At 69.5% G+C, this 26,435-nt stretch carries 36 protein-coding genes and 1 tRNA gene; 6 read left to right on the top strand and 31 right to left on the bottom strand.

Annotated elements, in window-relative coordinates:
- Positions 1 to 2: 2 nt before the first annotated feature.
- The 5 genes from BFN01_RS01750 to BFN01_RS01770 all read right to left on the bottom strand — a co-directional run bounded on the left by BFN01_RS01750 (position 3) and on the right by BFN01_RS01770 (position 7,099).
- Positions 3 to 1,805, bottom strand: coding sequence for an acetolactate synthase large subunit (locus BFN01_RS01750; RefSeq protein ID WP_071640902.1), 1,803 nt, complete (start codon positions 1,803 to 1,805; stop codon positions 3 to 5).
- Between the two features lie 33 nt (positions 1,806 to 1,838).
- Entirely contained in the window at positions 1,839 to 3,572 is a 1,734-nt protein-coding gene (ilvD, locus tag BFN01_RS01755; protein WP_071640904.1) for a dihydroxy-acid dehydratase, read from the bottom strand.
- 9 nt (positions 3,573 to 3,581) lie between these two features.
- Positions 3,582 to 4,379, bottom strand: a complete 798-nt coding sequence (gene otsB / locus BFN01_RS01760; protein ID WP_071640906.1) for a trehalose-phosphatase — start codon at positions 4,377 to 4,379, stop codon at positions 3,582 to 3,584.
- A complete protein-coding gene (locus tag BFN01_RS01765) occupies positions 4,376 to 5,803 on the bottom strand; it encodes a trehalose-6-phosphate synthase (protein WP_071640908.1) in 1,428 nt (475 codons plus the stop codon). Before BFN01_RS01765 ends, otsB begins: the two co-directional genes overlap by 4 nt.
- Positions 5,804 to 5,875: 72 nt before the next feature.
- Complete coding sequence (locus BFN01_RS01770; protein WP_071640910.1) at positions 5,876 to 7,099, bottom strand: MFS transporter; 1,224 nt, start codon at positions 7,097 to 7,099, stop codon at positions 5,876 to 5,878.
- Between the two features lie 134 nt (positions 7,100 to 7,233).
- Between BFN01_RS01770 and BFN01_RS01775 the strand changes: the two genes are divergently transcribed.
- Positions 7,234 to 7,512 (top strand): hypothetical protein, encoded by a 279-nt coding sequence (locus BFN01_RS01775; RefSeq protein ID WP_071640912.1) that lies wholly within the window; start codon positions 7,234 to 7,236, stop codon positions 7,510 to 7,512.
- Positions 7,513 to 7,572: 60 nt separating this feature from the next.
- On the opposite strand, the gene BFN01_RS01780 is transcribed toward BFN01_RS01775, so the two are convergent.
- The 3 genes from BFN01_RS01780 to BFN01_RS01790 are packed head-to-tail and all read right to left on the bottom strand — an operon-like array spanning position 7,573 to position 10,180.
- Entirely contained in the window at positions 7,573 to 8,751 is a 1,179-nt protein-coding gene (locus tag BFN01_RS01780; RefSeq protein ID WP_071640914.1) for an acetyl-CoA C-acetyltransferase, read from the bottom strand.
- The gene (locus tag BFN01_RS01785) at positions 8,748 to 9,401 is read right to left on the bottom strand and encodes a CoA transferase subunit B (protein ID WP_177243778.1); all 654 of its coding nucleotides are present in this window, start codon (positions 9,399 to 9,401) and stop codon (positions 8,748 to 8,750) included. The genes BFN01_RS01780 and BFN01_RS01785 overlap by 4 nt, the downstream gene beginning before the upstream one ends.
- A 2-nt stretch (positions 9,402 to 9,403) precedes the next feature.
- On the bottom strand, positions 9,404 to 10,180 hold the full coding sequence (locus tag BFN01_RS01790; protein WP_071640916.1) for a CoA transferase subunit A: 777 nt from the start codon (positions 10,178 to 10,180) through the stop codon (positions 9,404 to 9,406).
- Between the two features lie 101 nt (positions 10,181 to 10,281).
- Here BFN01_RS01790 and BFN01_RS01795 point away from each other — a divergent pair, with 101 nt between their 5' ends.
- The 3 genes from BFN01_RS01795 to BFN01_RS01805 are packed head-to-tail and all read left to right on the top strand — an operon-like array spanning position 10,282 to position 12,780.
- Positions 10,282 to 11,076, top strand: coding sequence for an IclR family transcriptional regulator (locus tag BFN01_RS01795; RefSeq protein ID WP_071640918.1), 795 nt, complete (start codon positions 10,282 to 10,284; stop codon positions 11,074 to 11,076).
- Between the two features lie 34 nt (positions 11,077 to 11,110).
- A complete protein-coding gene (locus BFN01_RS01800) occupies positions 11,111 to 11,557 on the top strand; it encodes a MarR family winged helix-turn-helix transcriptional regulator (RefSeq protein WP_071640919.1) in 447 nt (148 codons plus the stop codon).
- Positions 11,554 to 12,780: an MFS transporter gene (locus BFN01_RS01805; protein ID WP_071640922.1), complete on the top strand. Its 1,227-nt coding sequence runs from the start codon at positions 11,554 to 11,556 to the stop codon at positions 12,778 to 12,780. Before BFN01_RS01800 ends, BFN01_RS01805 begins: the two co-directional genes overlap by 4 nt.
- Before the next feature lie 41 nt (positions 12,781 to 12,821).
- On the opposite strand, the gene BFN01_RS01810 is transcribed toward BFN01_RS01805, so the two are convergent.
- Positions 12,822 to 13,307: a hypothetical protein gene (locus BFN01_RS01810; RefSeq protein ID WP_071640924.1), complete on the bottom strand. Its 486-nt coding sequence runs from the start codon at positions 13,305 to 13,307 to the stop codon at positions 12,822 to 12,824.
- 99 nt (positions 13,308 to 13,406) lie between these two features.
- Here BFN01_RS01810 and BFN01_RS01815 point away from each other — a divergent pair, with 99 nt between their 5' ends.
- On the top strand, positions 13,407 to 14,495 hold the full coding sequence (locus BFN01_RS01815; protein WP_071640926.1) for an LOG family protein: 1,089 nt from the start codon (positions 13,407 to 13,409) through the stop codon (positions 14,493 to 14,495).
- Positions 14,496 to 14,588: 93 nt separating this feature from the next.
- Positions 14,589 to 14,661, top strand: a tRNA-Lys gene (locus BFN01_RS01820).
- A gap of 102 nt (positions 14,662 to 14,763) precedes the next feature.
- Here BFN01_RS01820 and BFN01_RS01825 read toward each other — a convergent pair.
- From BFN01_RS01825 to BFN01_RS01910, 22 genes are all read right to left on the bottom strand, one after another.
- Positions 14,764 to 15,003 carry a hypothetical protein gene (locus tag BFN01_RS01825; protein WP_071641052.1) on the bottom strand — a complete coding sequence of 80 codons (240 nt, stop codon included), beginning with the start codon at positions 15,001 to 15,003 and terminating at the stop codon, positions 14,764 to 14,766.
- The gene (locus BFN01_RS15065; protein WP_143187124.1) at positions 14,996 to 15,259 is read right to left on the bottom strand and encodes a hypothetical protein; all 264 of its coding nucleotides are present in this window, start codon (positions 15,257 to 15,259) and stop codon (positions 14,996 to 14,998) included. The genes BFN01_RS01825 and BFN01_RS15065 overlap by 8 nt, the downstream gene beginning before the upstream one ends.
- A gap of 246 nt (positions 15,260 to 15,505) precedes the next feature.
- Positions 15,506 to 15,679, bottom strand: a complete 174-nt coding sequence (locus tag BFN01_RS15330; RefSeq protein ID WP_177243779.1) for a hypothetical protein — start codon at positions 15,677 to 15,679, stop codon at positions 15,506 to 15,508.
- Positions 15,680 to 15,809: 130 nt separating this feature from the next.
- On the bottom strand, positions 15,810 to 16,418 hold the full coding sequence (locus tag BFN01_RS01830) for a hypothetical protein (protein WP_071640928.1): 609 nt from the start codon (positions 16,416 to 16,418) through the stop codon (positions 15,810 to 15,812).
- On the bottom strand, positions 16,415 to 17,497 hold the full coding sequence (locus tag BFN01_RS01835) for a hypothetical protein (protein ID WP_071640930.1): 1,083 nt from the start codon (positions 17,495 to 17,497) through the stop codon (positions 16,415 to 16,417). Before BFN01_RS01835 ends, BFN01_RS01830 begins: the two co-directional genes overlap by 4 nt.
- Positions 17,494 to 17,793 carry a hypothetical protein gene (locus BFN01_RS01840; RefSeq protein ID WP_071640932.1) on the bottom strand — a complete coding sequence of 100 codons (300 nt, stop codon included), beginning with the start codon at positions 17,791 to 17,793 and terminating at the stop codon, positions 17,494 to 17,496. Before BFN01_RS01840 ends, BFN01_RS01835 begins: the two co-directional genes overlap by 4 nt.
- Positions 17,793 to 17,933: a hypothetical protein gene (locus BFN01_RS15335; RefSeq protein ID WP_177243780.1), complete on the bottom strand. Its 141-nt coding sequence runs from the start codon at positions 17,931 to 17,933 to the stop codon at positions 17,793 to 17,795. The genes BFN01_RS01840 and BFN01_RS15335 overlap by 1 nt, the downstream gene beginning before the upstream one ends.
- Positions 17,930 to 18,151, bottom strand: coding sequence for a hypothetical protein (locus BFN01_RS01845; protein WP_071640934.1), 222 nt, complete (start codon positions 18,149 to 18,151; stop codon positions 17,930 to 17,932). The genes BFN01_RS15335 and BFN01_RS01845 overlap by 4 nt, the downstream gene beginning before the upstream one ends.
- Positions 18,148 to 18,897, bottom strand: coding sequence for a hypothetical protein (locus BFN01_RS01850; protein ID WP_071640936.1), 750 nt, complete (start codon positions 18,895 to 18,897; stop codon positions 18,148 to 18,150). The genes BFN01_RS01845 and BFN01_RS01850 overlap by 4 nt, the downstream gene beginning before the upstream one ends.
- A complete protein-coding gene (locus BFN01_RS01855; protein ID WP_071640938.1) occupies positions 18,894 to 19,091 on the bottom strand; it encodes a hypothetical protein in 198 nt (65 codons plus the stop codon). Before BFN01_RS01855 ends, BFN01_RS01850 begins: the two co-directional genes overlap by 4 nt.
- Positions 19,088 to 19,288 (bottom strand): hypothetical protein, encoded by a 201-nt coding sequence (locus BFN01_RS01860; RefSeq protein ID WP_071640940.1) that lies wholly within the window; start codon positions 19,286 to 19,288, stop codon positions 19,088 to 19,090. The genes BFN01_RS01855 and BFN01_RS01860 overlap by 4 nt, the downstream gene beginning before the upstream one ends.
- A 13-nt stretch (positions 19,289 to 19,301) precedes the next feature.
- The gene (locus BFN01_RS01865) at positions 19,302 to 19,661 is read right to left on the bottom strand and encodes a hypothetical protein (protein WP_143187125.1); all 360 of its coding nucleotides are present in this window, start codon (positions 19,659 to 19,661) and stop codon (positions 19,302 to 19,304) included.
- The gene (locus BFN01_RS01870; RefSeq protein ID WP_071640944.1) at positions 19,649 to 22,102 is read right to left on the bottom strand and encodes a phage/plasmid primase, P4 family; all 2,454 of its coding nucleotides are present in this window, start codon (positions 22,100 to 22,102) and stop codon (positions 19,649 to 19,651) included. The genes BFN01_RS01865 and BFN01_RS01870 overlap by 13 nt, the downstream gene beginning before the upstream one ends.
- 65 nt (positions 22,103 to 22,167) lie before the next feature.
- The gene (locus BFN01_RS15070) at positions 22,168 to 22,851 is read right to left on the bottom strand and encodes a hypothetical protein (protein ID WP_071640946.1); all 684 of its coding nucleotides are present in this window, start codon (positions 22,849 to 22,851) and stop codon (positions 22,168 to 22,170) included.
- A gap of 8 nt (positions 22,852 to 22,859) precedes the next feature.
- A complete protein-coding gene (locus BFN01_RS01880; protein ID WP_071640948.1) occupies positions 22,860 to 23,798 on the bottom strand; it encodes a hypothetical protein in 939 nt (312 codons plus the stop codon).
- Positions 23,795 to 24,220 carry a hypothetical protein gene (locus BFN01_RS01885; protein ID WP_071640950.1) on the bottom strand — a complete coding sequence of 142 codons (426 nt, stop codon included), beginning with the start codon at positions 24,218 to 24,220 and terminating at the stop codon, positions 23,795 to 23,797. Before BFN01_RS01885 ends, BFN01_RS01880 begins: the two co-directional genes overlap by 4 nt.
- A 71-nt stretch (positions 24,221 to 24,291) precedes the next feature.
- Positions 24,292 to 24,675: a hypothetical protein gene (locus BFN01_RS01890; RefSeq protein WP_071640952.1), complete on the bottom strand. Its 384-nt coding sequence runs from the start codon at positions 24,673 to 24,675 to the stop codon at positions 24,292 to 24,294.
- A 2-nt stretch (positions 24,676 to 24,677) separates the two neighbouring features.
- Positions 24,678 to 25,091: a hypothetical protein gene (locus tag BFN01_RS01895; protein WP_071640954.1), complete on the bottom strand. Its 414-nt coding sequence runs from the start codon at positions 25,089 to 25,091 to the stop codon at positions 24,678 to 24,680.
- A 39-nt stretch (positions 25,092 to 25,130) separates the two neighbouring features.
- Positions 25,131 to 25,613 carry a hypothetical protein gene (locus BFN01_RS01900; RefSeq protein ID WP_071640956.1) on the bottom strand — a complete coding sequence of 161 codons (483 nt, stop codon included), beginning with the start codon at positions 25,611 to 25,613 and terminating at the stop codon, positions 25,131 to 25,133.
- Between the two features lie 38 nt (positions 25,614 to 25,651).
- Positions 25,652 to 26,038 (bottom strand): hypothetical protein, encoded by a 387-nt coding sequence (locus BFN01_RS01905; protein WP_071640958.1) that lies wholly within the window; start codon positions 26,036 to 26,038, stop codon positions 25,652 to 25,654.
- On the bottom strand, positions 26,035 to 26,163 hold the full coding sequence (locus BFN01_RS15710) for a hypothetical protein (RefSeq protein ID WP_256220997.1): 129 nt from the start codon (positions 26,161 to 26,163) through the stop codon (positions 26,035 to 26,037). Before BFN01_RS15710 ends, BFN01_RS01905 begins: the two co-directional genes overlap by 4 nt.
- Entirely contained in the window at positions 26,160 to 26,402 is a 243-nt protein-coding gene (locus tag BFN01_RS01910) for an AlpA family transcriptional regulator (protein ID WP_143187126.1), read from the bottom strand. The genes BFN01_RS15710 and BFN01_RS01910 overlap by 4 nt, the downstream gene beginning before the upstream one ends.
- Between the last annotated feature and the right edge of the window lie 33 nt (positions 26,403 to 26,435).

The raw sequence follows: 26,435 nt of genomic DNA on the forward strand, positions 1-26,435 counted from the left end.
GCTCAGATCTCCTCGTCGAATGCCGGGGCGTGTTCACGCGCGTACTGGATGTAACTGTTGCTGACGCCCTGAGGGACCATCGGCCACACCATCGCGTCGGCGCTCACGACGAAGTCGATCACGACCGGACGGTCGTCGGTCTCCAGCGCCGTGCGGATGGCGGCATCCACGTCCTCTTCCTTCTCGACGCGCAGCGCGAGGCAGCCGTACGCCTCGGCGAGCTTGACGAAGTCCGGCACGCGCACGGTGCCGTGGCCCGTGTTGAGGTCGGTGTTGGAGTGGCGTCCCTCGTAGAACAGCGTCTGCCACTGGCGCACCATGCCCAGCGAGGAGTTGTTGATGATCGCGACCTTGATCGGGATGTTGTTGATGACGCAGGTCGCGAGCTCCTGGTTGGTCATCTGGAAGCATCCGTCGCCGTCGATCGCCCAGACCACGCGATCGGGCTCGGCGACTTTGGCGCCCATGGCGGCGGGAACGGAGTAGCCCATCGTGCCTGCGCCACCGGAGTTCAGCCACGAATTCGGGCGCTCGTACTTGATGAACTGCGCGGCCCACATCTGGTGCTGTCCGACTCCGGATGCGTAGATCGCCTCGGGACCGGTGAGCTCTCCGATGCGCTGGATGACGTACTGCGGCGACATCAGGCCGTCCTCCGGCTGGGCGTACCCGAGCGGGAACTCCGACTTGAGCCCGTCGAGGTACGACCACCATTCCTCGGTGTCCGGTGTTCCGGTGCCGATCGCACCGCGGAACGCGGTGTCGAGGTCGACGAGCACATCGCGCACGTCGCCGACGATCGGCACGTCGGCCGTGCGGATCTTCGAGATCTCGGCGGGGTCGATGTCGACGTGCACGACCTTCGCGTTCGGCGCGAAGAGCGCCGCCTTGCCGGTGACGCGGTCGTCGAAGCGCGCGCCGAGCGAGACGATGAGGTCGGATTCCTGCAGGGCGAGCACCGCGGGGACGGTGCCGTGCATGCCCGGCATCCCGAGGTGCTGCGGGTGCGAGTCGGGGAAGGCGCCGCGGGCCATCAGCGTCGTGACCACCGGTGCACCGGTCGACTCGGCGAGGGTCAGCAGCTCCGCCGAGGCGTGGGCGCGGATCACACCGCCGCCGACGTACAGCACGGGCTTCTTCGACTCGGCCAGCAGGGTGGCTGCGGCCTGGATCTGCTTGCCGTGCGCCTTCGTCACCGGGCGGTAGCCGGGCAGGTCGATCCGGGGCGGCCACACGAACGGCGCGGTCTGCTGCTGCGCGTCCTTCGTGATGTCGACGAGCACCGGGCCGGGGCGACCGGTCGAGGCGACCTCGAACGCCGCGGCGATGGCGCCGGGGATGTCCTCCGCCCTCTTGACCAGGAACGAGTGCTTGGTCACGGGCATGGTGATGCCGACGATGTCGGCTTCCTGGAACGCGTCGGTTCCCATCAGGGTCGAGAACACCTGACCGGTGATCGCGACCATCGGAACCGAGTCCATGTACGCGTCGGCGATCGCGGTCACGAGGTTGGTCGCGCCGGGGCCGGAGGTCGCGATGCAGACGCCGACCTTGCCGGTGGCCGCGGCGTAGCCCTCCGCGGCGTGGCCCGCGCCCTGCTCGTGGCGCACGAGCACATGGCGGAGGCCGGAGGCGTCCATGAGCGGGTCGTAGACCGGCATGATCGCGCCACCGGGAATGCCGAACACGTCGGTCACGCCGAGCTTCTCGAGCGAGCGGACGACGGCCTCGGCACCGGACATCTCCGGGGTGGCTGATGGGCGGGCAGGCGGCCGCGGCACGGCGGGCGCGGATTCAGGAGTCATTTCGCATCCTTGGTGATCTGTGTCGTCAAGAGGTCAGCCAGTCACCGCGCCCTGTGCGGCGGAGCGCACGAGACGGGAGTACTTGGCGAGGACACCACGGGTATAGCGCGGGGGAAGAGGCTCCCAGCCTTCCCGGCGGGAGCTCAGCTCTGCCTCCTCGACGAGTAGCTCGAGGGAGCGAGCCGCGATATCGACCCGTATCAGATCACCATCGCGCACGAAGGCGATGGGACCAGCGTCCACCGCTTCGGGTGCTATGTGGCCGATGCACAGGCCGGTTGTGCCGCCTGAGAATCGTCCGTCTGTCAAGAGTAGTACATCTTTTCCGAGGCCGGCGCCCTTGATGGCCGCGGTGATGGCGAGCATCTCGCGCATGCCGGGTCCGCCCTTGGGTCCCTCGTAGCGGATGACGATCACATCGCCGGCGTTGATCTCTCCCGCGGCCAGCGCGTCCATCGCGCCGCGCTCGCGCTCGAACACCCGTGCGGGGCCCTCGAACACGTCGGCGTCGAAGCCGGCCGACTTCACCACCGCGCCCTCCGGCGCGAGCGAGCCGTGCAGGATCGTGATGCCGCCGGAAGCGTGGATCGGGTTGTCGAAGGTGTGGATGACGTCGCCGTCGACCGGATCGGGGTTCAGGTCGCGCAGGTTCTCGGCGACGGTCTTGCCGGTCACCGTGAGGGCGTCTCCGTGGATGAGTCCCTCGTCGAGCATCGCCTTCATGATGACCGGGATGCCGCCGTGGCGGTCGACGTCGTTCATCACGTACTTGCCGAACGGCTTCATGTCGGCCACGTGCGGGGTGCGGCTGCCGATGCGGTTGAAGTCGTGCAGCGACAGCTCGATGCCCGCCTCGTTGGCGATCGCGAGCAGGTGCAGCACGACGTTCGTCGACCCGCCGAGGGCCATCGCCAGCGCGATCGCGTTCTCGAACGACTCCTTGGTGAGGATGTCCTTCGTCGTGATGCCCTGGCGCAGCAGGTTGACGACGGCCTCGCCGGAGCGGTGAGCGAAGTAGTCGCGGCGGCGGTCGGCTGCGGGCGGAGCCGCGGAGCCGGGCAGGCTCAGACCGAGCGCCTCGGCGACGGATGCCATGGTGTTGGCCGTGTACATGCCGCCGCACGCACCCTCGCCGGGGGCGAACGCGCATTCGATGCGCTTGAGGTCCTCTTCCGACATCCGACCCGCCCGACAGGCGCCGACGCCCTCGAACGAGTCGATGATCGTGATGTCCTTCTCGGTGCCGTCCGAGAGCTTCACCCAGCCCGGGGCGATCGATCCGGCGTACAGGAACACGCTCGACAGACCGAGGCGGGCGCTGGCCATCAGCATGCCGGGGATCGACTTGTCGCAGCCGGCGAGCAGCACGGTGCCGTCGAGACGCTCGGCCATGATGACCGTCTCCACCGAGTCGGCGATGACCTCGCGAGACACGAGCGAGAAGTGCATGCCCTCGTGGCCCATCGAGATGCCGTCCGAGACGGAGATCGTGCCGAACTGCAGCGGGTACCCGCCGCCCGAGTGCACGCCCTCCTTGGCGCCCTGTGCGAGCCGGTCGAGGCTCAGGTTGCAGGGCGTGATCTCGTTCCAGCTCGACGCGATGCCGATCTGCGGCTTGTCCCAGTCCGCGTCGCCCATGCCCACGGCGCGGAGCATGCCGCGGGAGGTGGTCGCCTCGATGCCGTCAGTGACGACGCGGCTGCGGGGCTTGATGTCGATGTCTGGCTGGGCGCCCGACGTGCCGGGCTGAGAATCGCGGGTGGACATGACGGAAGTCTATTCCGGACGGGCGGCCCGTTCCGACGCGATGACTTCCAGAAGTTCCGCGATCTGCTGTGGGGATCCCACACGCAGCGCGGCGGCGGTCTCCCCCGGTCCGACGCGCACCCCGAGATCGTCGCCGGTCAGCACGCGCAGGGCGTCCTCGTCGGTCACGTCGTCGCCCGCGAACAGGATGCCCGTGGCGCCCGTGCGCTCGCGCAGCACGGCGATCGCCGTGTCCTTGCCCTCGTCGCGCGAGGAGTACTCGAGGATGCGGTCGCCGGTGCGGCGGCGCCAGTGCCTCGCCCGACGCGCGAACACCTCGTCGACGACGCGGAACGCCTCGCGCTCTACTTCCTGCCTGGCGGGGCGTCCGTGGATGCCGATCCCGAACGTCTTGCTCTCCAGCTCGACGCCCGGGTAGCCGCTCAGCAGAGGAGCGAGCTCTTCCAGCAGAGCGTCGCGCAGGGCGCGGTCGGGGTCGTCGACACCGGCATCCGCCCCGCTCTCCCCCGGGTACCAGTACTGCGCGCCGTGGGAGCCGGCCAGCACGATCGACGACTCGTCGTCGTGCTCGGCGATCTCGCGCAGGTGCACGAGGCTGCGTCCCGAGACGAAGGCGACCGTCGTGCGCGGGAGAGCCGTGAGGTCGGCGATCGCCTTCTTCACGGCGGGGATCGCGCGTGCCGACATGGGCTCCGTGACGAGCTCGGACGCCGTGCCGTCGAAGTCGAGGGCGACCAGCAGCGTCTCGGTGCGGGCGATCGCCGACACCGCCGGATCGGCGGAGCCGGGGTGCCAGTCGCGGGTCATCCGTGCGCTCCCTCGTGTCGACGGTGGCGGGTTCGTCCGGCCTGTTCGAGAGCGCGGAGGAACGACTGCGACCAGGCGTCGACATCGTTCTCGAGCACGCGCTTGCGCAGCGCCCGCATCCGCTTGCTCTGCTCGGCACGGGGCATCTCGATCGCGCCGACGATCGCGTCCTTGACGCCCTCGATGTCGTGCGGATTGATCCGCAGCGCCTGCCGCAGCTCGTCGGCGGCTCCGGTGAACTCGCTGAGCACGAGCACGCCGCGGTTGTCGGCGCGGGTGGCCACGTACTCCTTCGCCACGAGATTCATGCCGTCGCGCAGCGCGGTCACGAGCATGACGTCTGCCGCGAGGTACATCGCGACCATCTCCTCGCGCGGGAATCCCTGGTGCAGGTAGCGGATGGCCGTGTGCCCGAGCGTGTCGTGGTCGCCGTTGATGCGTCCGATCGCCAGCTCCACCTCGTCGCGCAGGTGCATGTACGCGTCGACGCGCTCGCGACTCGGGCTGGCGACCTGGATGAAGGCGACGTCCTCGACCGAGATGCGCCCCTGATCGAGCAGCTCCCCGTACGCCTTGATGCGGTGGCGGATGCCCTTCGTGTAGTCGAGTCGGTCGACGCCGAGCAGGATGTGCTTCGGGTTGCCGAGGCCCTCGCGGATCTCGAGCGCTCGCGCGCGGATGTCCGGGCGCTGGGCCAGCTCGCGGTACGGGGTGGTGTCGATCGAGATCGGGAACGCCTTCACCAGCGGCATCCGCCCGTCGGGCAGAGTGATGCTGGAAGCCTTGGTCTCGTGACCCAGGCGGCGCTTGGCCGCCGCGAGGAAGTTCGCCGCGTCCTGCGCGCGCTGGAATCCGATCACGTCGGCGCCCAGCAGTCCGCGCAGCACCTGGTCGCGCCAGGGAAGCTGGGCGTAGAGGCCGTGCGAGGGGAACGGGATGTGGTGGAAGTAGCCGATCGTCACGTCGGGGCGCAGGCCGCGCACCATCTCGGGAACGAGCTGCAGCTGGTAGTCGTGCACCCACACGGTCCCGCCCTCGGCGACGGCGTCGGCCGCCGCCTCGGCGAATCGCCGGTTCACCTCGACGTAGGCCTCCCACCACTCGCGGTGGTATTGCGGGGGCGCGATGACGTCGTGGTAGAGCGGCCAGATCGTGTCGTTCGAGAAGCCCTCGTAGTAGTCCTGGATCTCCTGCTCGGAGAGGGTCACCGGAAGCAGCCGGATGCCGTCGGCCTCGAACGGCTCGATCTGAAGATCCGCCTGCCCTGCCCAGCCGACCCACGCGCCGTCGACGCTGCGCATCATCGGCTCCAGAGCCGCCACCAGCCCACCGGGAGAGGTGCGCCAGATCTCCTCGCCGTCGGGTGTGAGGATCCGATCGACCGGAAGACGGTTGGCGACGACGACGAACTCTGCGGCGACCATGAGACTCCTCTGCTCGGTGACTCCAGGCTATCGACGACCGCGGCGCGGGTTACGGGGGTTGACGGGTCGCCCTCAGCGCTGCACAGGACTGATCAGTCGATTCGCGATGCCGGCGATCAGCACGATCGCCGCGGCGATGAGCGGCAGGACCAGCGCGACGGGCGTGCCGGCGCTCTCGGCGATCGCGCCGGTGCCGGCGGACGCCACCGCCTGGCCGACGACGACGCCTGAGCCGAGCATGGTCATGACCGTCGCCGAGCGCCCCCGCGGGCTGCGTGCGGCGCCGAGACTGTACTGCGTCACGATGGTCGGCCCGACGCCGATGCCCACCAGCGCGAGAGCGATGGTCATCGCGGTCACCGAATCCGCGATCGCGAAGAGCACCGAGCCCGCCACGAGGATCGTCGCGAACACGATCCACCGAGCGTGCAGCGTGAAGCGCGGCGGCAGCCACGCGACACCGAGGGCGAGCACCGCGGAGCCGACACCCATCACGCCGTACAGCAGCCCCGCCTGCTCGGGGGCACCGCGGTCCGCCATGAACGAGGTCAGTGCGGTGAGTGCGGCGCCGAAGAACAGACCGACACCGAAGATCCCCGTCACCACGACGAGCAGAACGGGCCGGAACAGTTCGCCCACGGCCGACGGGGCGCGGCCCTCGGCGTCCCGCTCGACCGAGACGTGGCGTCCGGTGGGGTGCAGCGCGAACGCGCCCACGAAGAGCAGAGTCAGCGCGGACGCGATCGCGATGGGGGCCCACGGCGCGATGAACGACGCAAGGACGCCGACGAGGAAGGGTCCGAACACGAACACCGTCTCGTCTGCGGCCGACTCGTACGACATGGTCGCCGAGGTCGTGCGGGCTCGCTGCATCTCGGGCATCCGCTCGGCGATGATCGTGACCAGCCGCGAGCGCGACATCGGCGAGACCTGCGGTGCGGTCGCGCCGATGGTGAAGGCCGATGCCAGCACGACGACGTCGGCGGCGGGCGCGTATACGATCAGGGCGAAGACGGCGAGCATCGCGGCGTTCAGCACCCCGCACAGCAGCAGCACCGGTCGCTGCCCCCACCGGTCGGCCGCGGCGCCGAGGAAAGGGCCGACCAAAGCGGTGCCGAAGCCGACGGCGGCGGAGGTGAGTCCGCCGAGACTCAGCGAACCGCGGACGGCGACCACCATGGTCAGCACACCGACGACCATCATGGCGAACGGCAGTCGCGCGATGAACGCGATCACGAAATAGGGGATGCCGGTCAGCCGCAGCAGGCTCGGCGAAGAGGCGGTGATCTGTGTCATGTGGCTCTCACACGTCAGAGGACGCGGGTCAGGTGCCGCCGTTGTCCGCCGGGATGCCGGCGGCCGGTAGATACACAGCAGGATCTGCTGTCAACCCTACCCGAGCATCCGGTGCCCTCGGATAGCGTGGGGGCATGCGTTACCTCCTTCGCACCGGACTCTTCAGCGCCATCTCCACGGGGTGGACCCTGCTGCGCGGTTCGCGCGGCCAGAAGTTCACGTGGCGGGCCATCCTCGCCTGGGTCAGCTGGGCGATCACGCTCTCGCTCGCGATCGGTGCGGTCAAGGACATGCGCCGCCTCGACAAGGGTCTGCCCGTCTCGGCCGACTCGCCGTTCGCGCCCAAGCCCGACAAGAAAGAGCGTCGCGAGAAGCGGCGCGACGAGGTCAAGCGCCTCTCGAAGCAGCGCTGATCCCCGTCCGTGCCGCGCGCTCGGCGCGCAGGCGGTGGGTGCGACGGTCCGCGTCGGGCATCAGCGGGTGAGGATCAGCGCCTCGCCCTGACCCCCGCCACCGCACAGGGCGGCGACCGCGGTCCCCGATCCACGCCTGACGAGTTCGTGCGCGAGGTGGACGACGAGCCGCGTGCCACTGGCGCCGATCGGATGCCCGATGGCGATGCCGCCGCCGTGCACGTTCACGATGTCGTTCGACAGCCCCAGCTCCTGCTGCGATCGCGCGACGACGGCCCCGAACGCCTCGTTGATCTCCACGAGGTCGAGCTGCTCGACCGTGATGCCCTGCTTCTCGAGCGCCCGCTCGATCGCGCGCGCCGGCTGCGCCTGCAGCGAGTTGTCGGGCCCGGCGGTCTGACCGCTCGCTCCGACGACGGCGAGCACCGGCCACCCACGGGCATCCGCATTGTCGCGCGTCGTCACGATGACCGCAGCGGCACCGTCGGAGATCTGCGATGCGTTGCCGGCGGTGATCGTCCCGCCCTCCGCGAAGGCCGCCCGCAGACCCGCGAGCGACTCCACGGTGGTGTCTGGACGGATGCCCTCGTCGTTGGTGACGATCACCGGGGCGCCCTTGCGCTGCGGCACCGGCACCTCGACGATCTCGGCGTCGAAGACGCCCTCCGCCTGAGCCGCGGCTGCGCGCTGGTGGGACCGGGCGGCGACGGCATCCTGGATCTCCCGGGTCATCTCGAACCGCGGGTTGTGCCGCTCGGTCGAGGCGCCCATGCTCTCGCGGTCGTAGGCGTCGGTGAGGCCGTCGTGGGCCATGTGGTCGAGCACCTCGACGCTGCCGTACGTCCATCCGTCTCGTGAGCCCATCAGCAGGTGCGGGGCCCTGGTCATCGACTCCATGCCCCCGGCGACCACGGTGGTCGCGTCGCCGGTGCGGATCATGCGCGCCGCGTCGATGATCGCCGTGAGCCCCGAGAGGCAGACCTTGTTGACCGAGCTCGCCGGCACGTCCCATCCGATGCCGGCGCCGATCGCGGCCTGGCGCGCGGCGTTCTGGCCTGAACCGGCGGAGAGCACCTGACCCATGATCACCGCGTCGACGGCATCCGGAGCGATCCCCGCCTGCTCGAGCGCACCCCTGATGGCCAGCGCGCCCAGCTGCGGTGCGGTGAACGACGCCAGCTGCCCTTTCAACCGCCCCTGCGGGGTGCGGGCGGCGGCGACGATGACGATGTCGCTCATGAGTTCTCCTTCAGGGTCTCTGCGATGCTCAGCTCGGGTTCGGTGGCAGCGATGACCTCCTGCACGCTCACGCCGGGGGCCGTCTCGACGAGCACGAGACCCCGCTCGGTGACGTCGATGACGGCGAGGTCGGTGATGATCCGGTCGACCACTCCCCTGCCGGTGAGCGGGAGCGAGCACTCGTCCACGATCTTCGCCGAGCCGTCCTTCGCGACGTGCTCCATGAGGACGATCACGCGCCGGGCGCCGTGCACGAGGTCCATCGCGCCGCCCGGGCCCTTGACCATCTTGCCGGGGATCATCCAGTTGGCCAGATCGCCGGTGGCCGAGACCTGCATGGCGCCGAGGATGGCAGCGTCGATCTTGCCCCCGCGGATCATGCCGAAGCTGGTCGCGGAGTCGAAGAACGCCGCCCCGGGCAGCAGGGTGACCGTCTCCTTGCCTGCATTGATCAGGTCGGGGTCGACGTCCTCCTCCATCGGATACGGGCCGACCCCGAGGATGCCGTTCTCGGACTGCAGCACGACGGTCACATCGTCGGGCACGTGATTGGGCACCAGGGTCGGCAGGCCGATGCCGAGGTTGACGTACTCGCCGTCGGCGAGCTCCTGCGCGGCGCGGGCTGCCATCTCGCTGCGGGTGAGCGCCATGATCAGGCTCCTTCCTGGGTGCGGGTGGTGCGGCGCTCGATGCGCTTCTCGATGTCGCCGCCCACCTCGACCACACGGTGCACGTACACGCCCGGCAGATGGATGCTGTCGGGATCGAGCTCTCCCGGTTCGACGAGCTCCTCGACCTGGGCGATGCAGATGCGCCCCGCCATCGCGGCGAGGGGGTTGAAGTTGCGCGCCGCCTTGTTGAACACGAGGTTGCCGTGCCGGTCTCCCCGGAGCGCGTGCACCAGCGCGAAATCGGTCCTGATCGCCTCCTCGAGCACGAAGTCGCGCTGCTCCCCGTCGACGTCGAAGCTGCGGACATCCTTGACGGGCGAGGCCACGGCGATCGACCCGTCGGGGTTGTACCGGCGCGGGAGGCCGCCCTCGGCGACCTGGGTGCCGACGCCCGTCTGGGTGAAGAAGGCGGCGATGCCCGAGCCGCCGGCACGCAGCTTCTCCGCGAGGGTGCCCTGCGGGGTGAGCTCGAGCTCGAGGTCGCCCTCGAGGAACTGCCGCTCGAACTCCTTGTTCTCGCCGACGTACGAGGAGGTCATCTTGCGGATCCGACGTGCGGCGAGCAGGATGCCCAGGCCCCAGTCGTCGACACCGCAGTTGTTGCTGACCACGCTGAGGTCGCCGGTGCCGTGGGCGTGCAGCGCCTCGATGAGGGCCATGGGGTTGCCCGAGAGGCCGAAGCCGCCGACGGCGAGCGAGGCACCGTCCGGGATGTCGGCGACGGCCTCCGCCGCGGATGGGAACTGCTTGTCGATCAAGACCACTCCTTCGTGTGCGGTGCTTCCAGCATCGGTCGGGTCGACCCGGTGGGCAAGGCGGTGCTTGCGATGTGGTCGCATTGCGCGATAGCGTCCACATTGTGGAATCACCGCTTCCATCGCGTCGCACCGTGCCCGGCGCGCAGGCGGTCGCCAGGGCGGCCGCGCTGCTGCGTCTCGTCTCGGCATCCGCCGACGGCGCCAGCCTGCAGACGCTGTCGCGCGACGCCGGGCTCAGTCGCTCGACCGCACATCGTCTGCTCACGGCACTGCGCGTCGAGGGCCTCGTCGACCAGGACGAGGACACCGCCCGATGGATGCCAGGGCCCGAGCTCTATTTGATGGGAACCGTCGCCGCGGCACGGTACGACATCACCGAGCTGTCGCGCGACATCGTGCGCTCCCTCGCCGTCAAGACGGAGGAGAGCGCGTTCCTGTCGACGCGACGGGCCGACGAGACCGTATGCCTGGTGCGCGAGGAGGGGTCGTTCCCCATCCGCTCGTTCGTGCTCAGCGAAGGGGTGCGCTTTCCCCTCGGCGTCGCGAGCGCCGGACTAGCCGTTCTGGCCTTCCTTCCCGACCACGATGTGGATGCCTACCTGCAACGACACCCGGAGCTGGAGAGCCGGTGGGGCACGGCGCACGGCGACGAACCTCTGCGGCGCCGGCTGCGCGAGACGAGGGCCCGCGGGTATTCGGTGAACCCCGGTCTGATCGTCGAGGGGTCGTGGGGCATGGCCGCGGCTGTGTTCGACCGTCAGGGCCGACCGGAGTGGGCGCTGAGCATCACCGGCGTGGGGTTCCGCTTCGCCCCCGATCGTCTTCCCCTGCTCGGTCGCACCCTGCTCTCGCATGCTCATCAGCTCTCGTCACGGGTCGCGACCGCCCGGCACTGACGAGATAGATACCACTAGGTATATACTTGGCGGTATGCATAAAGCCGAAGCGATCACCGCCATCGTGCTCGCCGCGCACGCCCTCGCCCGCATCGCGGCGCACGACGCCGGGAACGATGCGCCCTCCGCGCAATGGCGCACCCTCAGCATCCTCGACCAGCGAGGCGGAATGCGTCTCGGCGCCCTGGCATCCGCCGCGCGGACCACCCAGCCGGGGATGACGCGGCTGATCGGTGCGCTCGAGAGCGCCGGGCTCGTGGAGCGTGGCGCCGACCCCCGCGACTCACGAGCCACCGTCGTCACCGCGACAGCCGCGGGCATCCGCGCACTGCACGAATGGCGCACCGAACTGGGCACGACTCTCGCGCCGCGCTTCGACGACCTGGGCGATGACGACTGGCGGGCGATCGAGCGCACCGCCGCCATCCTCGGCGAGCGCGCGCAGAGCACGCCCGACGACATGACAGGAGCACGCGGATGAGCGGAACACCCCAGGGATCGATCTGGCGCCAGCCGGCACAGGTGTGGGCGGTCGCCTTCGCCTGCGTCGTCGCATTCATGGGCATCGGCCTGGTCGACCCGATCCTGCCCGCGATCGCCGAGTCGCTCGAGGCCTCACCGGTGGAGACTGAGCTGCTCTTCACCAGCTATCTGCTGGTCACCGGCCTCGCGATGCTCATCACCAGCTGGATCTCCAGCCGGATCGGCGCGAAGGCGACCCTGCTCGTCGGCCTCGGCCTGATCGTGGTGTTCGCTCTGCTGTGCGCACTCAGCGGCAGCGTCGACGGAGTGATCGGGTTCCGTGCCGGGTGGGGGCTGGGCAACGCGCTGTTCATCTCCACCGCGCTCGCGACGATCGTCGGCGCGGCAGCCGGAGGCAGCGGCGCCGCCATCGTGCTCTACGAGGCGGCGCTCGGCCTGGGCATCGCGGTCGGCCCGCTGCTGGGCGGGCTGCTCGGCGAACTCAGCTGGCGAGGCCCGTTCTTCGGCGTGGTGGCGCTGATGGCGATCGGGTTCATCGCGGTGCTCACCCTCGTGCGCCCAGACGGCGAACGCCGGGAACCGATGCCGTTCTCCGCACCGTTCCGCGCACTGCGTCGCCCTGCGCTCGCCGTTCTCGCCATCGCCGCCCTGTTCTACAACATCGGGTTCTTCGTGCTTCTGGCGTTCTCGCCGTTCCCTCTCGGGTTCGGCGCCATGGGCATCGGCCTGACCTTCTTCGGCTGGGGCGTCGCTCTGGCGGTGACCAGCGTCTGGGTGGCTCCCGCTCTGATGCGGCGCACCTCGCGTACATCGATCATGCTCGTCGCCCTGGCGCTGCTGGCCGTCGACCTCATCGCCGCAGGCATCGTCGTCGCCAGCCCCGCCGCTCTGGTGGTGTGCATCGTCGCCGGGGGTCTGCTGCTGGGCGTGATGAACACCGTTCTGACCGAGGCCGTGATGGAGGCGACCGACCTGCCCCGGTCAGTCGCCTCGTCGGCGTACTCCGCCGTGCGCTTCCTGGGCGGTGCGATGGCGCCACCCACGGCCGCAGCCCTCGCGCACGCCTACGGCGACACGGTGCCCTACCTCTTCGCCGCCGGAGCCGTGCTGCTCGCCGCCCTCACCGTGCTCCTCGGTCGACGGGCGCTCGCCCACATCGACGAGTCCGGCAGCGACGAGGGCGAGGATGCCGCGGCCGTCCTCATCGGGGACGCGACGTGATGCGCGGCGAGACGATGCGCGCGGTCATGCGTGCGGGGTGATCACTCCACCATCAGGTCGTCGATCTCGAGGTCCTCGTCGAGCAGGCAGTAGATGATCAGGTCCGGGTACTCCTCCGGGGCGATGAAGAGCAGCGTGATGCCGCCGTCACCGAACACGACCACCCCGTCGAGCGCGATGTCGTCCTTGAGCGCCTGCAGCGCCTCGACCATGTCGACCTCATCATCGTCGTCCTCGTAGGCGGCTTCGGTGAGCGCTTCGACGACCTCACCCTCGCGCCCGTCGAGGATCTCCTCGGTCAGCCGCGCCAGGGCATGCTTCACCGTCTCCTGCATCGTGTCGAGGTCGGGAAGATCCTCACGCTCGATCGGATCCTCATCCTCGTCGCCCTGCTCGTCGTCTTCCTCGTCGTGGTCGAACTCCTCGTCGAATTCGTACTCGACCGTGACGCGTCGACCTCCGGGCAGTTCGACAGTCGCGGTGAGCGCGCCGTCCTCATCGGTGTCGATGTCATCGAGATCGATCATGAGAGCCACCTCCTGTCCGCCATGTTCCCACCGGCGCGCCCGAGACGGAAGAGGCTCGTTCCGCGCGGTCGCCATTCGGCACTGCCCTAAGGTCGTGGCATGAGAAGAACGCGCGGACGGGTCGTCGACGTCGACACGCTCGAGGACTTCGACCGCCGTGTCGCGGCCGACGTCCGTTCACTCTCCGGCTGGCGGATGCGTGCACTCGACCTCACAGAGCGAAGCAGCGCCCTGAGGTCGGTCGAGGTCAGCGGAGCCCTGTTCCTGGGCTGCAGCCTGAACCTCGCCGACGAGTCGTCGGTGCGGGCACGCGGCGCGGTGGTGTTCCCGGAGGTGCCTGGCATCCCGATCGACACCTACCGCACGACGTTGTACACGCCCACCGATCTCTTCGACGCCGCCGACTACGGCGACAGCCTCGACGCGCGCACCTACGCCTGGTCGGAGCGCGCGACGTCCAGGGATGCCGCGCTCGCGAAATCGCTGCACGATCACACCATCGATGTCGCGCTCGCCGAGTGGGTCGCCGGCAGGCGCCTCGTCGGCGTCATGGGCGGGCACGGCGTGGTGCGCGGCAGTCGTGAGTACGCCGACGGCGTCGAACTCGGGCAGCGGCTGTCCGCGGCGCTGACCGTCGCGACCGGCGGCGGTCCCGGTGCGATGGAGGCCGTCAACCTGGGTGGGTATCTGGCGGGCCGAGGAGCGGATGCCAGGGAGCGCGCGCTGTCGATGCTCGCCGCGGTGCCGAGCTTCGCCCCCAGCGTCGCCGCGTGGGTCGATGCCGCGTTCGCCGTGCGTCGGGAATTCCCCGACGGCGGCGACTCCCTCGGCATCCCCACCTGGCACTACGGGCACGAGCCGCCCAACCCGTTCGCCAGCGCCATCGCGAAGTACTTCCGCAACGCGCAGCGCGAGGCGATCCTCCTGGAGGTGTGCCAGGCCGGGATCGTGTTCCTGCCCGGCTCGGGCGGAACCGTGCAGGAGATCTTCCAGGATGCCTGCGAGAACTTCTACGCCGACGAGTCGTCGGTCGCGCCGATGATCCTGGTCGGGCGTGAGTACTGGACCGAGCAGTACCCGGCCTGGCCCCTGCTGGCCGCGCTCGCCGCCGGACGGCCGATGCAGCACCACGTGCACCTCGTCGACACCGTGCAGGAGGCGGCCGAGCTGGCCTCGCGTGGCACATGACACCGTGACCCGCCCGGCGAACCGCGGGGATTTGGCGCGACCCCCGGCCGCTGGTAATGTAATTCCTCGGCCGGGGAAATCTTCCCGGGCCACGCACCTCTAGCTCAATCGGCAGAGCAACTGACTCTTAATCAGTGGGTTCAGGGTTCAAGTCCCTGGGGGTGCACGGACAAGTCCCGGTAGATCTCGCCATCTACCGGGACTTCTCTGCATTTCAGGGCCTCAGTTCACATCGTGCGGGCGTGACACCTGGACGATGATCCATCGTTTACCCATCGTTTTGCGGCTGACACCCCGGCTCGGCGAGCTGCCGGCGGAGGCGCTGCTGGTGCACCGGATCCGCAGTCATCCTGGCCCGCCACCATGCGAGCAGCGCGCCCAGCTCGACCACACGCCGGCCCTCGGTGTCGAACGTCATCGGCATGCCGCCGCGGCGCCACCTCTTGATCGTGCGCACAGATCGGCGCACCCGGCGCGCCGCATCCCGATATGTGAGCTGCTCAGCCACGGCTCCCGCCCTCGCGGTCTGGCACGTCTGCCCAGATGATTTCGCGGCCCGCATGGTGCCGTCTGCCGAGGTCTGTTTCGGAGCACGCTTTGCACAGCGTGTACTCGTAGCGCTCCTGCCCGTCGCGAGCCGGGCGGCACCCGCCCGCCCAAAATTGCGTTGGCTGGTGGCAGTCACGGCAGAGCGCGCGCGGGCGCGGCATGTCACCGCCGTAGAGCAGCGCTGGCGGGTCGAGCTCGAACAGTGCATTGCTCACGATGCGCTCCCGTTCTCGCGGTTGGTGACATGCGCCGCCGGGGTATGCGCAGGGCACGGCCACCCGACCCCGACTCCGTTTTCCAGCGTGCATGCGGGCGTGCTCGACAGCAGATACGGCCCGAACGGCAATCGATCCTGATCGACGTGGTATCCCTCGTGCCCAGCCTCTAGCTGGCACACCAGGTCGTACGGCGCGTTCCCTTGCTCCCGATCCCACGGGCTTAGATAACCCACCTTGCGCCCTTCACAGTTCGCCATTCCGGCCCCCGTTCTCGCGGTCTGTGGCCGGGCCGTGCTCGGACACGTAGTGCGCCCTGAGCGCGTTCTTCGCCGACGATTCGGTCATGAATTGGTCTTCGATCTCCTGCCCGCAGTAGTCCCACGCAGCCAGGTAGTAGTGCTGGACGATGACGCTCATAGTGCGCTCCCGTTCTCGCGGTCTGTGACGGTCTCGGGCGGCATCCATTCGCACGCGCACCCGATGCAGATGAACACGAGCTGCGGCCCGCTGTGGTAGCTGTGGTCGCCGTTCTGGCACTCCTTGCAGATCATCCTTTGCTCCCGTTCTCGCGGTCTGTGTGCCCGTACTCGTTGGGCGAATCGCACTCGTCCGAGCGGTGCGGTCGGTAGCAGCCGTGAATGTGGATCGGTGCCGAGCAGGTGCCCGACCCGTCGCACTCACCCGGCGCGAATCCGTCCTCGTCTGCACGGATCTCGCGGTCTGTGGTCTCGTTCTCGTTGACGGGCACCCACAGCAGCGTCACGTGACGATTGAACCCGAACCGGCCTCGGAGGTAATCGGGCTGACCAACCCGCTCGAAGCCGCCATCCGTGGACTGCCACTCATGCCGAGGGAACCCGAACTGCCACTCGGGCACGCCGCCGAACTTCTGCCAGACCCGCTGCTCGTAGACACCGAAGGTCGCGGGGTTCGTCTCGGTCATCACCACGGCCCCGACTGGGAGGGCGTTGATGTCCTCGGGCGTCAGGATTGGCTTCTCGGCGGGTATCGAAGTGTGCGCCTGCTCGACGGCGGAGAGGACCGCGGCGCCGACCGCCTCGAGGTAGTCGTCGTTCGGGAAGTCCCTTCGGAACGCGCCGTAGTTGTGCACCGCGTCCCACGCGGCCTGCCCGATCTGCTTCGTCTGCTCGCTCATGCTGCCCCCTTCGCTCGCAGCTCCGTGTGATCGAACGCGGCGAGCTCGAGCTCGCCGCGGATGCGTTCCACGGTCTTTGGGTTGCAGCCGATCGTCTCGGCTATGCGCCCGTCCGACCACCGCTCACGGTGCAGGCGCCGCACGCACTCGCGACGCTCGGCCGGCGTCAGTCGGGGCCGCTCCCCCATCAGCGCGAGGTCGACGGCCATCTCGTCGACCAGGTCGTCGCTCCCCTCGACCGCCGGCGGCTCGACGTCCGTGTCCGGGTCGTCCCACGCGAGGTCCGGCAGCCACCGGCGCGCCTGCGCGAACCGGACCGCGCGCGTCGACGACGACTTCTCGTGCCATGTCGACGCCGGCGCCTGCACGTCCCACAGCTCAGCGAACAGGGCCGCCACGGCCTGGTGTGTCGCCTTCGTGACCTGGTCGCGGCGCATGAGCGTCGTCATGTTGCTCGCGTGGATGCCGATCCGGGCGGCGATCGCGTTCAGCGACCAGCCGTTGCAGACGAGGGCCTGGATGCGCCGGTGCGTGCCGACCGCCGGGATGACAGCGCCCTCGGGCAGCAGATCGAACGACGGATGCAACGCGAAGATCTTCTCCGCCTTCGCACGCGAGACCCGCTTGAGCGTCTCACCCTTGCGCGGATCCTTGGCGGAGCCCTTACGGCCGTAGATCAGCTGACTGATGGCGGTGTTGCCGACGCCGGTGAGCTCGGCGATGCGCTTCCATCCAAGCCCGAAGGCTTGCAGCGTCTCGACGTGTGCGCGAACGGGGGCGGCGTCGACGAGGCCGCTGTCGAACGTGCCGTAAAGGTGCCGGCGTCGGCGCTTCTCCTCGCGGGCACGGGTGGCCTCTGTGCAATCGTCGCACCGGCACCGGTGGATCGCATAGCAGGTGCCGGTCTGGTCGTGCTTGTGGTCGGGCGGGCAGATGAACCGGGCGGAGCGCTGCTCGGTGTGCTTGCGGCAGAAGTCGCGACCGTCATCCTCGCGTGACCAGCCGCGCGCCGGGTGGAACGCCTCGGCCTTGCAGTAGCGGGCGTCGCAGGCGACGCGGATGCGCTCGCGGACGCTCACGACGTCTCCTCGCAGTCGGTGCAGTCCTCGGCGACCTCGAGCACGCGGTGCCAGGGGAACGACGGGTTCAGTATCGACGCGTGCTGCTCGCACGGGATCACGCCGGGCGCGGTCGGCTCAGCCGGCACCCTCGTGCAGTGAGCTTCGTGGCCGTGTGCGCGGCGTGCTTCGTCGACGGCTGCCTTCACGATCTGGGGGACGGTGACGACGTCCTGCCCGCAGGTGCGGCACGTCGCCGTCCAGCGCTTCACACCGTCGACCTCGACGGGGCGGAGGGGTGGGTATGAGAGCGGCATCAGCGTGCCTCCTTGTCTGCTGCGGCGGCGTGGCAGTCGGTGCAGGTGACGTCCTGCCAGGCCGCGGTGCGGGTGGTCTTGCGGCCGCAGTACGCGCGGCCGCGGTTGATGTCGGGGGCGCACACGCGCTCGCTCGTCATAGCGCGCCCCGTTTCAGGACGACCACCTTGGCGCCCATGACCTGCGCGGCATCCCACGACGAGCGGCCTTCACCGTCGTACGCGCGGTACCAGTAGCCGGTATCCATCGCCGGCCCTTGCTGCCACACGTCACCGTGCCCGTCGATCACGACCGAGCGGGCGGGAAGGTCGTCGAGCACGCGCTGAGTGCGGGCGATCGGCGTCGCCAGGGCGCTCACGCCGCCACCGCCTCGGCGTGGCACGCGCAGTCGCACACCGTGAACTCGTCGGCCGCGCCGTCCCATGCGCGGCCGTCGCACGCGGTGTGCTTCCCGTCGCGGCAGTCCGGGCCCAGCGCACGCACGGTCGCCGCTGGCGCGTACGTCGCACCGCAGACCCGACACTCCGCCTCACCTGTGTCGCCAAGGATCCATGCGACCATGACGGCCTTCTCGCCGCAGAGGGTGCAGCGGCGGCGGTGCGCGGGCCGCTCCACGGGCGGTGAGTCGATCCACCGGGCGAGCGCGCCGCGGATCAGTCCGAACAGGTGCTGCTCGCTGTCGGTGAGCGCGAGCGGGTGGATGCGCGGGCTGTGGTCGGTGAGCCATGCCACGATCCCCCACGCGGCTCTGTACGCGGCGTCCGCGTCGAGGCGCGCCGGGATGCCCTGGATGCTGCCGCGGGCCATCCACGTGTCACCGGCGGCCAGCGGTGCCGGCTCCTGCAGTCGGTGGGCGATGTCGAGGGTGTACTCGGCGAGCGCCGCCCACAGGTCATCGGCGGCATCGACGGGGTCGAGGCGGATCGGGGCTGGTGCTGCTCCCCCGCCGCCGCTGATCCGGTCGTTGCTGATCGCCCGCACCGAGGCGGGCACAGCGGCAGCGCGGAGGTGCTCGATGATGACGGGCACCTGGTCGAGGTGCTGCTCGTACCGTTCCGTCCAGCGGCGCAGCTCCGCGGCGGAGATGTCGTCCATCGTGATCATGACGGCTCCTTGTCGGGCAGGTTGCTGAGGGTGGTGTCCCACCAGATACCGGCGGGAGTGTTCAGCGCCTCGAGGCGCACGCGCTCGCCGGTGAGCTCACGGATCACCCAGCGGACGTTGCCGACCGTGAGCATGTCGTCGACCTGCCACGTCGTCGTGGGCCGGCGGGGCGTGAGCGTGGTTGTGATGGTCATGCGGTGGGCTCCTCAAGCTGGTAGCGGCGGGCTTCGTGTGCTGCGGCGGCGAGCTCACCGGCAAGCTGGTGCGCTTCGGGGACGGTGAGCTGCTGCATGATCCGTTCCCGGCCGCGGAGCACGGTGAGCTCGACGGTGAGGTCGTCGGCGACGTCGACGGCGGCGATGGTCTGCAGGGTGCTGCGGGTGATGGCCATGGGTGGTCCTTTCTCAGAAGGGCGGTTCGGTGACGACGGGGGCGGGTGGTTGCGGTTCGGCGAGCACGACGTTCGGGCCCGGCCAGACGGTCCCGCACTTGTGCTCGGCGTGCACCGTCCCGTCCATCGGGGCGCGTGGCCACCAGCGGGACCGGTGCGAGGTGACCTTCCGCCCGGCGTGCTCGTGTAGCTGCCACAGGTCGCGGCCGGTGATGATGCACGCGGTGATCTGCTCGAGCGACAGGACGGTGAGGTCGAGGCGGGGCTTGCCGACGACGAGGTCGAGTTCGTAGTCCCACCGCACCTCGAGCACGCGGGCTTTGCAGCGCGGGCACGTTCCGACGAGTGGTGTCGTGGCGGTCACTTCTCCCACCAGCTCTCCGCAGCGTCGGTCTCGCCCTCGGGGGCGTAGAGGTGCAGGTTCGTGTAGAAGCGGCGACCGTTCGAGCGGGTCGACTCGATTCCGAACCGTTGCTTCAGCTGCCGGCCGAACGACTGCGACGACATCGCGTCCTCGTGCTGTTCCCGGCACCAGGCGTCGTATGCGCGGCGGAGCTCGCTGGTCTCGGTGCGCACGAGCTCGCCACCGCCGACGCGGCAGCGTTCCTCGACGAACCGTCCGAGGTGGTCCTCCTCCGCCCGGTACTCGGACGTCGCGGCGAGGACCTCATCGGGGGTGCGCAGCCCGTCGATGGCGTAGTCGACCGCGCCCTCGATGATCCAGTGGAGGATCCCGGGGCCTTCCTCCTCGACGAGGCGGTGCTGCAGGTTCTCGATCTTCTTCTCGTCGGGCACGATGTGCGTGAACGGGATGAGCCGCAGGCGCCGCCAGAACGAGTTCCCACCGGTCTGCACCTCCGGCTGCGAGTTGCCGAGCAGCCAGAACGTGTGCGACGGGATGTAGTCGAAGAAGTCCTGCCGCATGAAACGGGCGGTGATCGTGTCGCCACCGGTGAGCTGCTTCACCTTCGCCTCATCGAACCGGGTGTTCTCGTTGATCTCCGACGCGACGACGATCCGCCGGCCCTGCAGGTTCGCGAGCTCCGTCTCGTGCTTGTCACGCCCGGCGACCAGGAACCCCTGCGGGGCGGTGGTGCCATAGTCCCCGGCGATCGCGAGCAGCACTTCAGCGAAGACGCCCTTGCCGTTTCCACCGGGGCCGTGCGCGAACGGGAGGATGTGCTCGAGCACCTCGCCGATTAATGTCAGGCCCGCGAGGCGCTTCACGTACCGTTCGAGGGGTGCGTTCGACTGGAACGTCGTCGCGAGGAACTGGTCCCACAGCGGCGTCGGCATCTCCGGGTCGGGTGCGACGCTCGTCTGCTTCGAGTGGAACAGGCCCGGTGTGCCGGCGGCGATCGCCCCCGTGCGGAGGTCGACGACCCCGGCGGGGGTGTTCAGCTGCCACGGGTGCTGGTCGAACTGTGCGGCGGCGATCCGCATCGCGGGGGTCGAGCGGGCCAGGCGGACGGCGTCGGCGATCGCGCGTGCGCGCATCGACTTCAGCCGCCACTGCTTCAGCATCGCGTTGTCGGTGGGGATGCGGCGGATCACGTCGCGAGCGGCTTCGATCGCAGGCCCGTCGTCCGGGTGCCACTTCCACCGGTTCCCCTCCCACGTGACCCACTTCCCCGCGTCGGGTACATACCGGAGCGTCGCCGCGTACTCGGCGACAAGGAGGCGGGCGTTGCCGTCGTCGGTGAGGTCAGCGGCATCGGATCCGATCACCGTCGCGGAGTCGCCGGTGGGTACGGTGTTACCGAGCACTGCGAGCTGCGTGCCCGTCGACGTGGTGCGCGACGGTGGGGTGAGCTGGCGGGGAGCACGGTGCCCGTGGCCGGCGTCGGCGAGAGCCTTCGCCGCGGCGGCGTGGTCACCGCGGTGCTGCAGCAGTGCGTACGCCCCGAACTTCGTGTACGGCACCTCCGGTTCGAACTCGGTCGACGAGGTGAACACGAACAGGCGGTCGCGGTCGTCGGCGCGGCCGGTCGTCGCGCTGATGCCGTCCTTCTTCCCCGGCCGGCGCCAGTAGCGGGTGCGGCCGCGGGTGAAGACGAGCGTCCACCCGACGAGGATGTCGGCCCAGTCGGTGGTGTTCTCGTAGTCGTCGCCGGGGGTGACGTCGCCGTCGGCGTGCTGGTAGCTGGTCGACCACTTCGCATCCACCGGCCCGGCGACGGGTGCGGGGTCCTCGATCGGCATGGAGTCCATGACGGCGTGCAGGACGGCCTGCACCTGGTCACGCTGCTCGCGGGTGATCGCCGGGACGGTGTCGGGCCCGCCGGCGAGACGCACGTAAGGGCGGCCGGTGTCGTGCACCTTCCCGCTCGACGGGGCGAGCACGACGAACCCGCCGGTTCCGCGCGTCTCAGCGAGCGTCTCCCGGTACGGCGGCTCAGGGACAGGCCGCTGCGCGATCTTCGTGTTCCCTGGCACGTCGGCGTCGGTGATCCGGTAGAACAGGTGCAGCCCGCCGGAGGGTGACTGCTCGGACCACCCGGTGACGAGCTGGTCGTAGAGGCCGCGCAGCCCCGATCCGTCGAGCAGGTCGAGCACGTCGCCCATGAGCGACATCGCCTTCCCCTCGACCTCGAGCATCTCGACGCCACCGAACCCGGTGACGAGGCCGATGCCCTGCTCGAGCGCGTCGTTGTCGAACCAGCCGTGCAACTGCTCGACGGTCGCCGCGGTGGTGGTGTGCTGCTTCCAGGCGATGCGGGGCCGCTTGGTGCCGTCGGCCGCGACTGGCACGACGGACAGACCCGCGGCGTGGAGAGCGAGCGCAGTGTCGAGGAGATGATTCGTTGTTGTCACGTGCCTCTGGTCCTTCACGAGGGGACAGCGCGCGGTCGCGGCAGAGGCGGCAGGATGATGCGGGATCAGAACGGCGTGTCGGCGTGCGCGTCATGCGCGGCGATCTGCTCCGCCGTGGTGCCGAGCGCCGCAGCGATCGACGCCTCCGGAATGCCGGCGGCACGCAGCTGCGCGAGCTGCCCGATCTGCTCGGGGGTGAGCCAGGATCCGGGCTGCTGCGCGGCCGGAGCTGCTGCGGGGGCCGGGGCGGCCTGCACAGGCTGCGGGACCGCCTGAGGGGCCGGAGCAGCGGCAGGTGCGGCAGCCTGCGCGGCGGCGGGCGCCGGGGTGGCGGCGGTGGGCTGGGCGAACGCGCTCGCACCCGGCGTGTACTGCGCCTGGTAGAGCTTCGCCGGGTTCGCCGGATTCTTGCTGTTCGGGTCGTTGCCGATGAACGTCACCGTCAGCTGCCCGCCCGCCGCGACATCCGACGCACCCGACGCGCGGATCGCATCCCCGATCGCCTTCTTCATGTTCTTGCTGGCGACGTACAGGGTGCGCTCGCCGTCGTCGTTGCCGTCCTCACGGAGCGTGGTCTGCAGGTTCACGAGGATCTGCATCTTCGGGTCACCGTTGGGCCAGAAGTCCGGCTCCTGAGTGCCGAACTTCGTCTGCTGACGCTCGGTCGTCGCGCCAACCACGGTGCCGGTGATCGAGTCGCCGACGTTCGTGAACTTGACGCCCTTGCTGCTGGAATCGAACAGAGACATGTCTTCTCCTAGTTGGTCTTGCTGAACAGGTTGATTACGGGTGCGAGCACCGGCTGCGGCGTCGCGGGGACCGGGCGCGCCGGGCGTCCGGAGTCAGAGGGGTCCGGGCAGGACGGATGCACACGGTGCCCGTCCTGAATCACGGACCTCGCGAGCGGCAACCCGCACGCACCACACGGCACCAGCGCGGCCACGGGCGCGACCGGCTGGGCGCCGTCGTCGAACAGGGACAGGCGGCCAGCCTTCTGCTCGGCACGCCGGTCGGCCTTGCACCACGAGCACCACTCGTCATCGCAGAACGGCGCGGTGCGCAGCGCGGCGTCGAGGCCAACGACCTGCAGCAGAGCCCACAGGCGGTTCGCGCGGCCCAGCGCATCGAGCGCGAGGTGCGGGTCGTGCGGCTCCGACCAGAAGTACGCCTGGTGCAGCTCACCGTCACGCGGGAGGAACGCGATCGCCACCGCACGGCACGGCCCCCAACCGCCGTCGTCGGTGAACCCCTTGCCGTACAGGTGCGCCTGCACCCGGTACTGCTGCGACGGGCCGTGCAGCCGGTACTTCGCGAGCTGCTTCGCGCCGACGACCTTGTGGTCGATGACGGTGCCGGTCGGCACGTGGTACAGGTCGGAGTGCCCGGTGATCGGGGTGTCGCCGATACGTCCGACGGTCACCTGCCACTCGGTAACCCACTCGGTGTTCGCGACGTCACCGCCGCCACGGTTCGCGGCGTCGAACCACCGCTCGAGCTGATCGTGCATCGCCGTGCCGATCGCAGGCTTCCACGCCGGGCCCCGCTGCGGCTCCTCTTCACCGGCGAGCTTGCGGAGCATCCACCGGTCGCACGGCTTGCCGAGCTCGGACGGGCCGATCCGCTTCTGCAGCGACCGCGGGTGCGCGGTGATCCCGGCGTTGATCACGCCGAGGTAGAGGTCTTCGACGCCGGTCATGCGCTGATCGCCTTCTGGTTCGTCCGATAGACGGCGTACATGGTCTGCCCCTTGGCGTCGACCATGTACGGGAGCATCACCTCGTCGAGCGTGGCGAGCTCGGCGTCGATGAGCGCCGACTGCGCCTCGAGCCAGTCCTTCGCGATCCGCCACGCGACTCGCGCGGCCTGCTCCGGGGTGCGCTGCGCAGGCTTGACGGCAGGGTCCTTCGAGAGCGCGGCGAGCACGCCTGCGGTGCGCACGGGGAGCTCGAAGTCGCGGAAGCCGTAGTCGGTCTTCATGGTGAAGCCGAGGCCCGCCGCGACGCCCGCCTCGTCATATAGCGTCGAGATCCGGGTGACGCCGCGCCGCGCGAGCGCCGCATTGATCTCGCCCATCGTCTTCTCGACGGCGATCCCCGTGGTGTAGTTCATGATCGGCACTTGGTGCTCCTTTCCGTGCCGGCCGACGACTCGAACGTCGGTGTGTGCCACTCCGGCAGTGCTCCTGCTGGTCAGACGACGACGGACTTCGCGCCGCGCACCTTGTACTGCTCGAGCGCGTTCGGCACGAACGACTTCTCCACCGCGCCCTTGTCGATCGACGTCTTCGTGACGTACAGATCCGGGTACTGCTCAGCCGGGTAGTCCCTCTCGACCGCCGGCAGCGACAGCCGCGAGTACTCACGCACCTGCACCTTCGTGCCGGCCACGTCATGCGTGCCGACCTCCAGCTGGGCGAGGATCTTCGCGTCCACCGCCTCGATCTCGTCCTTGATGTACTCGGCGTCCGCCTTCAGCGCCACGCGCCGAGCGACCAGCTCGGGCAACGACGCCTCAGCAGCCGGCGCCTGCGTAGCGGCCATGGCGGGGTGCGGGATGGGAGCGGGCATGCTCATGATCAGTCGTCCTCTCGATCGGTGATGGGGTCTTCGTCGACGACCTCGGCGTCCACGACGTCGTCATAGGGGTCGGCCAGCTGCTCGAGCGAGAGCGGCTCGCCGATGGCGGGCTCCTCGTCAACGTCGGGCAGGTCGAGGGGCTGCTTCACGTGCTTCACGCGGTCGTCGTGCAGCTGCAGCAGCAGCTCACGCACCGCGACGTCGGACTCCGCGTCGACAGCGATCTCGACGTGCACGAGCTCGATCTTCGGCACCCGCTGGAAGTCCTCGTTCGAGAGGATCTCCTTCGTGCGGACGAGCGCCACGATCGGCACGTATTCCTGGCTGGTGTAGATCCCGAGCAGGTGGCGAGTGTTCGCCTCGAGCCCGTTCTCGTCGTGCTCCTTCGGGAGCGTGGCGGCCAGTCTGACCATGGTGGGAACCTTCTTTCGTTGTCAGGTGGTACAGGTGAATCAGGACGGCCAGTCGACGCGCGCGAACGCCGTCGCCTGCCCATCCGTGAACGGGTGCTCGAAGCCGAGCCAGTGCGCCCCAGCCGCAGCCAGCGCGAGCGCATCCGCGGCGTTGTCGTCGACGACCGTCACGCCCGGGTGCTGAGCGCGGACCGTGGCAAGCACGACCGCCTTGCCCGCGTTGCCGGCACCGGTGGCGAGCTTCGCCCGCTGCGACGGCGTCACCGCGACCACCGGGCCGCGGGCCATCAGCTGATCGATCAGCCACCACGTCAGCGCGTGCCGCTCCGCCTGCGCCCCGTACTGCTGGCGCGCGTTCGGCAGCTCGATCACCGACACACCCACGCGGCGCGGCAGCGGGTCGAGAATCGCGGCGATCGCCTCACGCAGCCGGCCACGGCGAGCGGCCAACGTGCCACCGCGATTCGCGGTCTTCACGCGACGGGTGAGCTTCTCCCCCGTCGCCGTGTCGACCGTCGCCACGCCCGTGCATGTCAGGGACGGGTCCACGCCAAGCGCGATCACGAGAGCACCAGCCCGACGATCAAACCGACCACCGCCGTGACGGCGAACGCACCGCAGATGATGATCCACACCATCGCCACCGCACTCACCTCCACCAGCGCCGGCATCCGCCCGTACCCAGCGACCACAGACGCGGCGGGAACCGGCGCCAGAGCGTCGCGCTCCGCAGCGTCGAGCTCCGCATCGATCCGCGCATACGCCGGGTCGTCGGAGAACCAGAAGTCGCGGGTGAACACCCCGAACGACCAGAGCAGCGCGACGACCGCGCCCGTGCCGAGCAGCAGCACACCGTTCGCGCGCATCGTCACCAGCACGGTCACGAAGCAGACGAGGGCGAGCAGCGCGGACCCCAGCCGGATCAGCGGCAGCGCCGACCCGATCACGACGCCACCCCACGATCGATGACCGTGCCGCGCAGCTGCTCCGCACGCCGAGCCGCCTCGACCGCGTTGTCCGTGCGGATCACGTGCTCGCCGGCAGCGGACGTAACGACGTACCGCTCGCTCACGATGCCACCTTCTTCACGACGTCGTAGTCCACGATCTCGGCAGCCAGATGCGCGTCGAGCTCGTCCTGAAACCAGCTATTCAGCCGGCCACGCTTGTGCGGCTCGGGGAACGTGCCGGCGGCGAGCTTGTTCCGCAGCGTCTGCACCGCGATACCGCAGTACTCGGCAGCAGCACGCGTGTCGAACGCGCGACCACGTGATGCTGGCGCAGGGGTGTGCAATAAGGTGATATTCGACATGGGAGGTTCTGTCTCTCGTGTTCTGAGGCCGTC

The sequence above is a fragment of the Microbacterium sp. AR7-10 genome, assembly GCF_001878835.1.
In the GTDB taxonomy this organism is placed as follows: domain Bacteria; phylum Actinomycetota; class Actinomycetes; order Actinomycetales; family Microbacteriaceae; genus Microbacterium; species Microbacterium commune.